This is a genomic window from Microbulbifer variabilis, from assembly GCF_052467165.1.
Map to the genome: position 1 here is coordinate 1,600,041 of NZ_CP174301.1, position 13,082 is coordinate 1,613,122.

Annotated in this window: 13 protein-coding genes; 6 read left to right on the forward strand and 7 right to left on the reverse strand. The window is 46.6% G+C overall.

What is annotated here, in order from left to right; translation table 11 throughout:
- The first annotated feature begins 134 nt into the window (after positions 1-134).
- Positions 135-1,394 carry a 2OG-Fe(II) oxygenase gene (locus ACJJIP_RS07115; protein WP_444946521.1) on the forward strand — a complete coding sequence of 420 codons (1,260 nt, stop codon included), beginning with the start codon at positions 135-137 and terminating at the stop codon, positions 1,392-1,394.
- Between the two features lie 309 nt (positions 1,395-1,703).
- Here ACJJIP_RS07115 and ahpC read toward each other — a convergent pair whose 3' ends face one another.
- Entirely contained in the window at positions 1,704-2,270 is a 567-nt protein-coding gene (gene ahpC / locus ACJJIP_RS07120) for an alkyl hydroperoxide reductase subunit C (protein ID WP_020413219.1), read from the reverse strand.
- 226 nt (positions 2,271-2,496) lie between these two features.
- Between ahpC and ACJJIP_RS07125 the strand changes: the two genes are divergently transcribed.
- From ACJJIP_RS07125 to ACJJIP_RS07135, 3 genes are read left to right on the forward strand one after another with little or no spacing between them, the layout of a single operon-like run.
- A complete protein-coding gene (locus ACJJIP_RS07125; protein ID WP_157533479.1) occupies positions 2,497-3,813 on the forward strand; it encodes a DUF2157 domain-containing protein in 1,317 nt (438 codons plus the stop codon).
- Positions 3,810-4,352 (forward strand): GDYXXLXY domain-containing protein, encoded by a 543-nt coding sequence (locus ACJJIP_RS07130; protein WP_444946522.1) that lies wholly within the window; start codon positions 3,810-3,812, stop codon positions 4,350-4,352. Before ACJJIP_RS07125 ends, ACJJIP_RS07130 begins: the two co-directional genes overlap by 4 nt.
- A gap of 13 nt (positions 4,353-4,365) precedes the next feature.
- Positions 4,366-4,995 carry a CPBP family intramembrane glutamic endopeptidase gene (locus tag ACJJIP_RS07135; RefSeq protein WP_444946523.1) on the forward strand — a complete coding sequence of 210 codons (630 nt, stop codon included), beginning with the start codon at positions 4,366-4,368 and terminating at the stop codon, positions 4,993-4,995.
- Positions 4,996-5,175: 180 nt separating this feature from the next.
- Here ACJJIP_RS07135 and ACJJIP_RS07140 read toward each other — a convergent pair whose 3' ends face one another.
- From ACJJIP_RS07140 to ACJJIP_RS07160, 5 genes are all read right to left on the reverse strand, one after another.
- Complete coding sequence (locus ACJJIP_RS07140; protein ID WP_020413215.1) at positions 5,176-5,817, reverse strand: hypothetical protein; 642 nt, start codon at positions 5,815-5,817, stop codon at positions 5,176-5,178.
- 625 nt (positions 5,818-6,442) lie between these two features.
- Positions 6,443-7,147 (reverse strand): 2OG-Fe(II) oxygenase, encoded by a 705-nt coding sequence (locus tag ACJJIP_RS07145; protein ID WP_020413214.1) that lies wholly within the window; start codon positions 7,145-7,147, stop codon positions 6,443-6,445.
- Between the two features lie 447 nt (positions 7,148-7,594).
- Positions 7,595-8,179 carry an exopolysaccharide biosynthesis protein gene (locus ACJJIP_RS07150; protein ID WP_020413213.1) on the reverse strand — a complete coding sequence of 195 codons (585 nt, stop codon included), beginning with the start codon at positions 8,177-8,179 and terminating at the stop codon, positions 7,595-7,597.
- A gap of 13 nt (positions 8,180-8,192) precedes the next feature.
- On the reverse strand, positions 8,193-8,552 hold the full coding sequence (locus ACJJIP_RS07155) for a hypothetical protein (protein ID WP_282953102.1): 360 nt from the start codon (positions 8,550-8,552) through the stop codon (positions 8,193-8,195).
- 90 nt (positions 8,553-8,642) lie between these two features.
- Positions 8,643-9,290, reverse strand: a complete 648-nt coding sequence (locus tag ACJJIP_RS07160) for an NAD(P)H-binding protein (protein WP_020413211.1) — start codon at positions 9,288-9,290, stop codon at positions 8,643-8,645.
- Positions 9,291-9,551: 261 nt separating this feature from the next.
- On the opposite strand from ACJJIP_RS07160, the gene ACJJIP_RS07165 reads away from it, so the two are divergent.
- On the forward strand, positions 9,552-10,790 hold the full coding sequence (locus ACJJIP_RS07165) for an alkylhydroperoxidase-related (seleno)protein (RefSeq protein WP_444946524.1): 1,239 nt from the start codon (positions 9,552-9,554) through the stop codon (positions 10,788-10,790).
- A gap of 73 nt (positions 10,791-10,863) precedes the next feature.
- Here the strand turns inward: ACJJIP_RS07165 and ACJJIP_RS07170 are convergent, their stop codons facing one another.
- Positions 10,864-11,292 carry a DUF4174 domain-containing protein gene (locus ACJJIP_RS07170; RefSeq protein WP_444946525.1) on the reverse strand — a complete coding sequence of 143 codons (429 nt, stop codon included), beginning with the start codon at positions 11,290-11,292 and terminating at the stop codon, positions 10,864-10,866.
- Positions 11,293-11,572: 280 nt separating this feature from the next.
- On the opposite strand from ACJJIP_RS07170, the gene ACJJIP_RS07175 reads away from it, so the two are divergent.
- The gene (locus tag ACJJIP_RS07175; RefSeq protein ID WP_444946912.1) at positions 11,573-13,018 is read left to right on the forward strand and encodes an MFS transporter; all 1,446 of its coding nucleotides are present in this window, start codon (positions 11,573-11,575) and stop codon (positions 13,016-13,018) included.
- Positions 13,019-13,082: the final 64 nt, after the last annotated feature.

A 13,082-nucleotide genomic window follows, 5' to 3' on the forward strand; every position in this document is an offset into this window, starting at 1 on the left:
GCCGAGAGAGTAAGAGTAATGTTAAGCGGGCGCCTTATCGGATTGGGCATGTAAGCAAGGGCAACCTAGGCTGAACTAATACGCTCTGCATTTATTTGCATGAAGAGGTTTTGAGGCGGGTTAGTGAGGATGAGATGAATCTATCGGTTGATTTTGGAGATTTGAGGGAGAAGCTCAAGAAGGATAAGTATTTGTATCTAAGGTTAGATTCACATCCTCTCACCCAGGATAAGTTAAAAGAAATAGATTCCATTGCTAGCAACCTGGATTATGAGGAGGTTTTAGATGGAGATGCTGGAGATAAGCATAATCTTCTAGTTGGTAGGCTAAGGAATGATATTGACCTCCCTGAGGACTGCTCAAACTATATGCAGCAAGTTGATCTCATTATAAATAATGAGCAGATGCAACAGTTTTATAAGGGAATAACCGGGTTTGGCAATGTGTGTATTCGAAGATGCCAGGTAAACAGGCTCAAGGTGGGGAATTTTGTTGGCTTGCACTCTGATATGCAAGGTGATCCAGACAAGCCAGATAGCCATTTGGACTACCAGTTTGCAATAGTGGTGCATATAGATTCCTATCAACAGCAGGGGGGAGAAACCATTCTTCATTTTGCTGATGAAGATAAAAGAATAAATATAGAGCCCGGAGCTATGTTAATTACTGATGGTAATCTTCTTCATGAAGTGACTCGGATATCAAAGGGCTATCGGGAGACCTTAGTTTATTTTTTGTCGGACAACTTTGGGTTTCGTCGAGAAAGCTGCTTATATAATGATCAGCTGTTGAGTTTTAAGCATGAACTCTTACATCAGCCCATGGTTTTCCCCAAAAAAGAAATTCCTTTTACAGAATCAGAGTGGCAAATATTAAGGCGTATTTCCAGCGACGTTAACTATGAAAAAGTAACACTCAGTAATGCTGGTGATACTCATGAAATATTTGTTAGCAGGGTGGTTTATGATCAGTTTAAAGACTATAAACCCAAATTAATGAATACAAAAATTGCACCAGAAATACTTTCTATCTTACTGTCAGAAAAAATGAGAGCCTTCTATAAGGAAATTATAGGAAGTGATCAGTTTATTATGCCAAGGTGTCAATTTACTATTTTAGAAAAAGGAGGTTTTATTTCTGAGCATCTGGATACAGATACTAATCCAAATTATTATGCCTCGATAGTGCTGCATTTCTCCAGTGGATATACGGGAGGGAGCTACACCTATACGAATTATCTAAGGGATGCTGAGGTTGAGTTAAAGACAAAAGAAAACTCAATGGTTGTCGCTTTGAGCTCAAGGTTCCCTCATTATGTCCAGGCTATGGAAGGTGGGGAGAGACGCACATTAACTTATTTTTTATCTTTTCCATACTGCCAAATGGACCTATAAATGTAAAAGCTCTAAGAATGTTGCGCTGCCTGGCTGTGTAGGCTATTGGTGGTTCAGGGTCAACTTATTGCATGTTTCTCAGTTCTTCGCAGTCTGTCAGGCCTCACAGATATTTATTAATAATTCATCCTCTGGTTTTTCTATTGAGGCAGTGATGCGGCCTAAAGATATTTGAAACCAGAGTGATTAATTTACTTTGTACCAATGACTCTTGCACACGTTCCCTGCCCACCGCAATAGTTAAAAAATGGCAATGCCCACCAAATGGTGGGCAACGCCAGTTCCAATCCTGTGAGGGTTTGGGAAATCTTAGATCTTTCCTACTAGGTCGAGAGATGGTGCCAGGGTTTCTTCACCTTCCTTCCATTTAGCTGGACATACTTCGCCTGGGTGTGCTGCGATGTACTGAGCAGCTTTAATCTTGCGCAGCAGCTCGCTGGCGTCACGCCCAATACCGCCTGCGGTGATCTCAACGATCTGGACACGCCCTTCTGGGTCGATCACAAAGGTGCCTCGGTCAGCGATACCTTCCTCTTCGATCATCACGCCGAAGTTACGGGTAATGGTGCCGGTGGGATCGCCGATCATCGGGTATTGGATTTTTCCGATGGTATCGGAAGAGTCGTGCCACGCTTTATGGGTGAAGTGGGTATCGGTGGATACGGAGTAAATCTCAACACCCAGTTTCTTGAACTCTTCATAGTTGTCGGCCAGGTCGCCTAGCTCAGTGGGGCAGACAAAGGTGAAGTCGGCAGGATAGAAAAAGAATACAGCCCACTTGCCTTTGACATCGGAATCGCTGACGTCGTGAAACTCACCGTTTTGATAGGCCTTGGCGTTGAACGGCTTGAGTTGGGATTCAATGTAACGGGACATGGATAGCTCCTTTTGAAATTCCGTTGTTTGTCTGTGTTCTTTGATGGTTTAAATACTATGGGTTGGTCAACTTTAATAGAAATTAACAATTTAAATGCCGCAGATAGCCTTTGACTATCTGCGGTTGTTCATTGAGGGTAAGGGCGACTTTAGGGATACTCAGCGCTGACTCAGGGTGCGAGTAGTAGATCGCACCGGGATGGATACTTTTCCGCAGGATAGTGGTATGCGACTGATTCGATTGTTAAAGCACGACCTGGCACAAGAGACTGGGGAGTGGGTAGATGATGGACTGATCAGTGAGGCGCAGGCCGAGTTGATCTGTGCTCGCTACGAGGTGGACTACCACAAGGCGCGCCAGCGTTCCCTTGGGTATAACGTATTGGTGGGCCTTGGCTACTTGTTTATTGCCCTGGCATTAATCACTTTGATAGGCGCCAACTGGGATGAGATTCCCCGCGCATTGAGAATGGGAGGTTTGATCGCCCTCACTGTTGCGACCCAGTGTGCTGCATTGCATGTATATTTCAAGCGCAACCCCCGTGCAGGCGAGGGGCTTTTCCTATTGGGGAACTTCTTTTTTGGTGCCTCGATAATTCTTATCGCCCAGATTTATCACTTAGGTGAGCATATGCCCGATGGGCTCTTGTGGTGGGCGCTTGGCTGTATCCCATTTGCCCTGATTACAAGGAGCCCCTGGATAGCGCTACAAGCCAATATCCTTGCGCTAATTTGGTTCTACCTGCAGGTAGTGATGGGATATTACCCAGCACTATTTCCGTTATTCATTCTTGTTTCCCTTTTTGTTCTGCTACGTGGACGGGCGAGTGTTTTATTGCTGCTGGTGATACTGGGAAGCATTGGCCTTTGGATTGAATACTCACTGGCGGAGATCTGGCGCATACAAGAGCAGGGCTTTAAGCTGGCTCTGCAGGCTGAGAGCTTACCGGTGGCAATTGCCTTGTTTGTAATGCTGTATGTATTCAGTCATTGGCTGGCCTTGAAGCAATCCTCCGTAGCTCGGGATTATTCGGCGGTAATCTCCATTTGGTGCTTGCGTTTTGCGTTGATCACCTTATTGGTTTTCAGCTTTGAATCTCCCTGGGAGTCCTTGATTGAAGCGAATTGGGATCATTTGTGGTCCATGTGGCTGGTGGTTGCAGCCATGGCTGCAGTAACCGTGGTATTGGCGATGCCTACGCGAAGGTTGTTATCCAGTAGTGCCCTCCTTGTTTTGTTTGCTGGAGTCCTGGCTTTGGTAACTACCATTGATAATATAGATCTGGCAATTTACCTGCAGGTGGCTGCCAACTTTGCCTTGATTGGCAGTGGTATTTGGCTGATATATCGCGGGGTTCACGATGGTATTTCACATTATTTCTTCCTTGGAGTGGTGGCGATACTGCTCACCGCCTTGTTACGTTATATTGACCTTATTGGAGATTACCTGGGGGCAGCTCTGATTTTCATCCTGTTCGCCGGCCTTTTGTTGGGGGCGGCCAAGTATTGGAAGTTCCATCAGGGCAGGGAGGAAGCACGATGAAGAGAGGGGTTTTCTTCGCCTTAGTTGCAGCGATTGCTGTACAGTTTTTGATTCTTGCTGGCCTATACGTGAAGGCTCAGGTACCGCTTTGGTCTGGCGAGCCAATTCGGGTTAAGACTATCCCGGTGGACCCCCGCTCCATGTTCCGAGGTAATTACGCCCGCTTGAACTATGGCTTTTCCGAGATTAAGAAATCGGCACTGTCTGCTGGCAGGCAGGTGCGCCAGGGAGAGGTGGTTTATGTCTCCCTGAAGAAGTCTCCATCAGGACTTTATGAATTCTCTTCGGCGAGTTTTGATAAGCCCGATGAGGGTATATTCCTGAGGGGGCGTATATCCAACACAAGGCCTTGGGGTAATGACGATAGCTATCGTGTTAAGTTCGGCATAGAGGCTTACTTTGCTCCCAAGAAAAAGGCGCTGCAGCTTGAGAAGGATCTACGAGAAGGGGGGGTGGCAGAGTTAATGGTGGCGCCCAGTGGCCAGGTAAGCCTTAAAACTGTTGTTGGTGAAGAGCGGGCTGGCGAGCAAGGGGGTTGATGGAGCATGTCCTGTGTCGGAAGACAAAAATTCAGTGTTTAAGAAGACAGCGGATAAATTGAGCAGCAGACAAATTTTTTCTGTCATGATGTGGATTGAGGCAGGGGGTTTGCTATTTGCCCTTGTTGCGATTGGCTTCTCCGGTATTGAACTTCCTATACCTGGCGACTCTCCATTTTTGTCAGTAGTTTGGGGAGTCTGTGGGGCACTATTTAGTTTTACCGCTGTTGTAATTCTTACCCGCTCTCCTACATCTTTCGGTTGTACGCTGCGCGGCCACTGTGCGCAGCTGACTCAATTATTCTCAGGAATATCTACTACGCAGATTATTCTGTTGTCTATCGTTGCAGGTATTTGTGAGGAGATTTTTTTTCGGGGATTTCTACAGGTATGGCTATCACAGCTCAGTTCCCCTTTAATCGGGTTGCTGGGTGCTTCACTAATTTTTGCCTTTCTGCATTGGGCATCATTTACATATTTCCTGCTGACATTTGTTGTTGGATTGGTTTTGGGGGTTGCTTATCAGCAGACAGGCAGCTTATTGGGGGTGATTATTTGGCACGCAGTTTATGACTTGCTCGCACTCATGGTACTTTCAAAATATCCTCGTATGTTAGGCCTGGAATTTCCACTGGACAAATAGAGATTTGGGAAACTATTTGTCTGGGGCAGCACCTTCCGTCTGCCCTGGAGAAAACAAAAAAATTATTTAAATACAGGTGGCTTGTTGATCGATTTTAGGCCTGATGATTCGATTTTGATTATGCGGTAGCCAGTTAACAATAGGGAAAATGTTAATTTGGGCCACCGCATAAATATATTGTTATACAATCTCAAAAAAGCCTATGACCTGTTCATCATTATTTAAATTTTGGACGTAGAATCTCCATTTGTTATCTTCGCCGCGCACACCAAAACAGCGGGCAAGGCTGTCGTAGAAGGTAGTACCTCCTTTCGCGAGTACTTTTTTCATCTTTTTGGGTCCTGATACTCCATTCATTTTAAAGCCCGTAACCGAAAGCCTTCTTTCGAGCTTTACTGGAGCAGGAATATCTACCTCTTCTTCCAGTTTATCCCTTTGTTTAGAACCATTCCAGGTTGTCCCTGAACTAGTATCACCGGCAACATGCATGACTGTAACGCTATGTCTTGCGTCATCGTGAAATTTAAGGGTCATTCGGCAGCCGCTAAGGTGCGATGTCATAAAGTAGGGAGGGCTCTTACTATCTAAAGTTACTGATACGGCTGATTTACGAGCCCAGGTCATATATGTCGCTTTTTTTTCGGATTTGTCATCCTTTTTCATCAGGATTATATTTGGGTCCCTGAATACAAAGTCGATTCCGGTTTGATACACTCCATTCTTAATATCAAATTCCTGAGTATTGAAATCCAGTTTATACTTTTTGAAGGCCGTCTCAATATCGTTGTCCAATTCGCTTAAGAAATCGTCATAACTTGGCATATCTCTATTTCCTTTTCGTTAGATTTTAACTATGCGCGATATCCGGTTGTTCGCTAAGATGATAGTGTTTATAGATTATTCAAATGCAGGTCGATAGTCGACGATTTCTTCATTTCACTAGATAATAAAATTAATTTGATAATTGATGGTGTAATGTAGCTTCGAATCTTGAACTTAGCATGCCAATTTTTTGGTAACTACCTAAGTTGGCGAATTAAGCAAAAGTTCCTTATTTACTCCTTTTTTGCTCCACATTTCTTACACGATTTGTGGTTCTTCAGGTATTTTCGATGCCCCAAAGGGCTTATTCACTTAAAGGCTAATCTATGATTTGCTGGTAGGTTAATGATTGCTGGCAGAAACAGCTTGAGCGAGATCAGCTACTGATCATTTATTGTCGGTCAATACACTTTAGTAGTGTGGAAGCAGGTTCGGGAAGGATCTGTCTCGCTTCTTCAGCGGAACATGAACTGTCTTTGTACATCTAGCGAGGTGTTTACTGAGTGAGGAGGCGTATTCTGTTGATATTGGAGGAGGTGCCGCACAGGTTGGGGTGGCCGGCAAGCCCTAAGACGTTCACTTAAAAAAAAGAAAAGTAGCCAGTAAAAACTGGCCATTATCTGAATTACTTTGCCGCACCATATATTTGCTCTGCCCGATTGAATAGGACCCAAGAAGTTAATATATACTTATCTCCTGATTTGGGTACGTTACCCCTATGAGTATGGGTAAAGCCTGCTGGAGCAATCACCATTCGGCCAGCTTTGGGCTTTACTGTTTTATTTTGGTAGTGAAATTCAGTATGCCCACCTTCATCAACATCATTTAGATAAAACATAAACAAGAGGACGCGATGCAAGGCCTCATTGTGCGGCATTTGTGGAAAAACTTCACTGTGCCAATAGGGGTAGCCACCTTCCCCCTTATTGTATTTCTGGGCGTTAATATGCCCTAAGCGGAACAACTGCTGCATCAAAATGTGTGCTTGCGGAGCGCCGACTTCTTCATAATTATCCTGGGTGAGTTTAACCGGCTCCCCCGTTTTGGGGTGGATGACAGTAAGTCCAAAGGTACCTATAAGCAGAAAGTAATACTTTTTAAAGTACTCGGTTATATTTTCTGAGGTATAGTCAATGGTTTGCGCTAAGATATCTTTAAATTCAGGGTGTTGATTTAAATAGATATCTTTGCTTAGTTTTTTAGACGGGTCGACGCCTCCTCCGGTTACTCCCTGTACTTGCCTGCTTGGGCTGCTCTCAAAAAGTTTGATCACCTGCTGACAGAAATCTAAGGGAAGGGCATCATCATATACTTCGATAAAATCTGTCATGTGGGTTGTCCAATGAAACTGCATGTTAGGCGCTCAAGTTTAGGATTGCTAACAGTAGGGGTCAATAGTAAATACAATTTTGTTTGTATCAGGTCAATCTATTTATAAGCTTGTTTTTTAAAGGCTAATTCATATCGGGTTTGTTTTTGTTTGTGTCATTAAGCGGGGGATAATTTTTTAGAATTGATGAAATGTACTTTCTGACATGTTTGGGTAAGGTCGTGTTGGTAATAGTGTGTTACTGGTCTGGTTTGATGGTGTGTAAGCTATTTTACGTTAATCACCGCTAAACTTGATGTTTAAAATTGAAAACTCATTCATGCGTTTTTGAAAAAGCTTATGCTGGGCTAAGTTTTTAGAGTTGAGTTTAATAAATCCGTTAAAAGCGACAAGCCTACAATTATAATACCGGTGCATAAGACGACGGTGCAGATGGCTCAATATTTGTCAAAGTAGGGTATGGGCGAGAAGCCAGGTGAGTAGCACGGTAATTATGCAGGCAATCAGTGCGAGCAGGCCATCGTGGGTAACGAGCGCCAGGCCGAAAATGGTGAGGGCAAAACCTGCTGTGGTTGCGGAGAAGGGCACCAGTTCCAGCAGTGGTATGGTTAATGCAATCAGTGAGCAGATAGTGCCTATCGCATAGGTGCCACTGCGCCGCACCATAAAATCCAGGCGCGGCCGCATCCAGCGGTCGGCAAATGCTGCTGGCCGCCTCAGCCATTGTAAGGCGTCATTCATTTTTTTCCGCGAGATGGACCGACTCAGTAACCACTGTGGCAACCAAACGTGCCTACGGCCCAGCAGCAGTTGTATAGCGACGAGCAATAAGAGAGTGGCCATTACGGTAGATAAGCCGGGTACTCCGCTTAGGGGAGAGAAGAGGATTAACCCCACTAATAGCAGGAAGGGCGCGAATGACCTGCGCCCGATGGATTCCAGTACCAGCTGTAGGGAGATGCGCTCGGTGTGCTGGCAACTGGATTTTATCTGATCCAGTAACTGGCTAAGACCGGTAATCTCTTGTGACATGATGGGCTAGCCCTCAGCGCCCTGGCACACAGAGTTTCGCCGTGCCCCGTGCGCAGCTTCCCTGGCACTCAACTTTCTGTTTGCTATCGCGCCCAACCAGGCCACCCCTTTGTTTTGAACACCAGACTTTGCCGAGGTAGTCTTTGGTGCAAAACCCTACACCACAGACAATATTGCCATTGATATCAGAGAGGGCTCCACCTCCGGAGTGAATAGCGCAATAGACATTTCCATCGCTATCTCGCGCACACTGGCCGGGGCCGCAGCGCTTTTGTTGCTGTCGATCTAGGCGACAGTCTGCCATGGAGGAGCTGGGAAATAGGGCCCAACAGATAAAAAGCAAAGGGGTGAGAAGGCGCACAGACAACAACATAGTGCTTACCGGAAAGCGGTTACCTATTGATAGTCTGTGCCCCTGTGGCGCTGATCGCCAGTCTTGATGCCCCGGATGCAGAAATAAAAGTCAGGTGTAGAACAGCTCATCCAAGGTGAAGGTTTCTACGCCAGTTCCCGCTTTTTCGCATACGGCTACCATTTTCTCGGCTACCTGGGAGCCCGTAATAGGACGATAACGATGTAGTCCGGGTAGTCGGCAGACCCAGGGTAAGATAATGGCGCCTATTTTCTCTGCAGGGCGGAGGTCGGCCCGTTTACCGATGAGCAGAGAAGGGCGGAAAATACTGATGCGGGCAAAGGGCAGTGACAGGATCTTTTGTTCCAGTTCCCCTTTCATGCGCAAATAGGCACTGTTGCTTTTCGTATTGGCACCGCTGGAGGATACCAGCAGGTAGTGGGCAACCCCATTATCTGCTGCCAGCTGTGCAGCGCGAAATTGATATTCCACGTCCACTTTGAATTGTTGCTCCAGGCCGCCCGCTTGCTTCTTGGTGGTGCCCAGGCAGGAGAACAGCAGGTCACCATGAAACAGGTCTGCGTATTCTTCTAAGTGTTCAAAATCAACCTGCTCATTGCGAACTTTTGGATGGGAAAAGGACAAGGGGCGGCGGGTCAGAGCGACTATTTCGCCTATCGATTTTTCCTGTGCCAGCTGCTCAACCAAGTGGCTACCAATCAGCCCAGTTGCACCTATAACAATTGCTTTTTTAGCCATAGCTTCCGACTTCTTTGTTTGGAATGCGTGTGGATGATGGCCTGCCAGGGGTGTTGCCTTCAAGCTTTTTGTGGGCCTGGCGTTGTAGAGAATCCTTAAATCACCGGTATTAATGACAAATTGAACTGTACTTCATGCTGGGGGGAATTAGTCTGAAGAGTAGTCGTGAATTGAATACTGGAAAACGTAATGCCTTGAGTAATACTCCTTCGATTGGCGGCCTAATATTTTGGTTATTAGTCATAGGGATTTGTATAAGCAATGCCATTTAATTATTCGAACGTGCGTTATCCTATTCGCGATGATTTACGCAAGGCAAATCTAAAGGCTTGGCAGTTTATTGGAGAAACGGGCAACTGGTGGTCTTTAGAAGATCATATAGCTATTGCCAGGGAAGTGCGTGCGGCCTACGACTGCGAATATTGTCGGGAGCGAAGAAAGGCGCTCTCCCCTTATCAGGTGGAGGGGCTGCACGACAGCCGCTCGGATCTTCCCACAGCGGTTGTAGATACTGTTCATCGAATAGTGACTGACCCCTCCCGCCTGAGTGAGGAGTGGTTGAAAAAGCTGGTACCTTCGGAAATCTCCATGGGCCAGTATGTGGAGCTTGTGGCGGTTGTTGTCTTTGCCATGAATGTGGATACCTTCCATCGTGCGTTGGGGTTGGATTTAGAAGAGCTCCCCAAGGCGTTGGCCGGGGAGGACACAGTGCCCTCCCAATACATACCCGCAGGGTTGGAAGAGGGTGCTGCCTGGGTGCCTATGATTGGACAGGGCCAGTGCACGGGTGCCGAGCAGGATCTGTACGAGGATATCCCCAGACCTACTAATGTACTCAGGGCCCTGAGCTTGGTGCCGGATGCTGTGCGTTGCCAGCGCTATATGGAAAACCGCTATTACTTTATGCCCTTTCAGGTCATGCAAGTGGGAGAGAATCACGATCGCGCTCTTTCTCGTACTGAGATAGAGTTGGTGGCCACTAGAGTGTCGATGAACAACGAGTGCTTTTACTGTGCGGCCTCACACGCGATGTTGCTCCAAGTGAGTAGTGAAGTGCAGGGAAAACAGGAAGATATTGCCAACCTGCTTATTTCTGAAGATTCTGCAGGAGGCAATGGCGGTGGAAGACATCACCCCCATGGAGCAGAGGATTATGCGCAACTTCTCGCTTTTGTGGATGCGGTCATGGGCGAGGATGTACATCTGATCCCCCCCACCAGGGAGAGACTGGAGCAGGAACACGGTAGTTCCGCTTTAGTGGATGTGGCGGCACTAATCGGCAGTTTCCAGCGCATGAATCGTATTGCCAACGCCACAGGAATAGAGCTGGATAAAGAGGTCGACCTGTTAAGTCAACAAGCCCAAAGTGAGCTGGCACTGAATAAATACGCCCAGGCAACAGAGACTACAGCTGGTGGCAAGGCACTGGGTTGGTTGGTAGCCAAAGTGCGCCCGGTGTTATTCAAAATGGCCGGCAAGAGGGCAAGGGATAGCGTATAAGCTTTGTGTGGGCTTATAGCTAAAGGGCCGCCTTCAGTGTTTTTGCGTGTGGGCGCCAGTGATACCTTGGGGGTTAAGGAGAGGAGCCATCTTTTGTCTCTTGCTGGCGCATCGGCATGCTGTCGATACGCCGCAAAATTTCCATGGGGGCATACTTGACAGCACGATATTTCACGCCACCGTCCTTTCCTATCAAGACTACCTGCTCGCCATCGCCCTTGAAATACTGATCCTTGATATTGGTGTTGAAATCGCTGGTGATTTTCCCTGGATAATTCGTCTCGATATTGCCCTTGGAAAAGACAAACCACAGTAAGTCCCTTTCTGCAAACTGAGGGCCCAACTTCAGTAGAGACTGCATAGTCTCTGTCTCATTGGCAGGGTTGTTGAGGAGTAATACGCGTTTCTGCCACTGGAAGCTGCTTAGATTGTTCACAGTGTCTGCTTCCGCAAATTGATTAGGGGCGAAGATTAACAAAATAAGAAGAATGTATTTGCGCATGAGAATATCTCTGCTATGGGCCGGTTGGTGACTTCAGCATCTCTGCTTACGTTGTTTAAATAGCATAAAGAGTTGTTTGGTAGCGTAGAGAAAACCTGGCTTGGATGGGAAGAATCACCAATATCTATATTTTAGCCGAGTGCTCTCAACTAAACTAATTGCTACCTATTGTCTGTCTCGGTTGGGGTGGAAATTTATAAATTGCCGTCACGGCTGAGGCTATAGCGTACATCCAAGGGTGTGGGGTATAACTTGGGACTTTCCGGGAACTTAACTTGGAATCTGGTCGGATTGTAATTCCAGGCTGAAACCCTTGGAGTTGTTAACGTCCATGTCACACATCCAGGAGCAGGACCCCAATTCCCCCCGTCTAGGCTTGCTGGCCATATTCGTGGCCCTATTTATCATTGCTATTGATATCACTGCATTCTCTCCTGCGATCCCGGCGATCGAGCGGGAGATGGGTATGGATATCACCACCTCCCAGTGGGTTATCAATGGCTATGGTCTTGTCTTTGGTGTACTGGTGGTTACCGGAGGGAGAATTGCGGATATCTTTGGGCGGCGACGGGCATTTATTACTGGAGCAGGAATTTTCCTGGCGTTCTCCTTGATGGGCGGTCTCGCCCTGAATGTGCCGATGCTTCTCGCCGCCAGGGCATTCATGGGGGTGGGGGCAGCGTTGATGTGGCCCTCCATTTTAGGAATGGCATATAGCCTGATGCCTGAAGAGCGCGCCGGAGAGACCGGCGGTCTGATTATGGCTGTTTGTGGCTTGGCGAATACCCTTGGACCTGTAATGGGCGGGTTATTGGCGGATATGTTCAGCTGGCGATGGATTTTTTTTATAAACCTGCCAGTAGCGTTTGCCGCTGCACTTATGTGCTGGAAATTTGTTCCCCGAGATGTTCCCTTTGATCCCGATGAACGTATTGACTATCTGGGTGTTATCACTCTGACTGCTTCTCTGCTGAGTTTTCTCCTGGCCCTGAATTATGCATCGGGGGTTGGTTTTATGCACCCGTTGGTAATCGGGCTATTGGTGGGATTTCTGGTATTTAGTGCAGTTTTTATTTATATAGAGTCTCACCAACGAGAGGTAGCTCTTATTCCTGAGGATGTTATTAAAAATAAGAGGTTCTCTGCGGCCGGAGCCGTTACTCTTTTTACTTCTATTACTTTCTTTTCAGTTATTTTATATCTGCCCCAGTACCTGACAAATGTGCGTGGATTTACCACTATGCAATCGGGTTTAACGCTTGTTCCCTTGATGATTGCCTTTGCGGTTTTTTCATTTATAGCCGGTAAACTCTATCAAAAGACCGGGGGGAAGATTCTGGTTTGTGTTGGGATCCTGGCCATGAGTCTGGGGATGTTTTATATCTCCAGGTTAAGTGATGGCCGTGAGTATATCTTTGGATTGATTATCCTTGGGGCTGGACTGGGGTTATTTAATCCATCTACAACCACAATGGTAATCGCTGTAGTAGACCCCAGTCGCGCGAGCCTGGCCAGTGCGATTATCTATATGTTGAAAATCACTGGCGGTGCGGTGGGACTCGGTGTTAATGCCGCTATTGTAGGATTTGCACCCGATATTACTACAGGTATTAGTAGGGCTTTTGAAGTAAATGCCTGCTTTGCATTTGTAGGGTTTGTTATTGCTTTCCTGTTTATGAGTGCACCCACTGTGACTGAAAGTGAGAGAGGTAGTATTGAAAGATAAATATTTTTTGTGACTTGGTGGAGGTTGTATTGGTTTTTCGGTTGAAGGGGCTTCATCGCTGAGT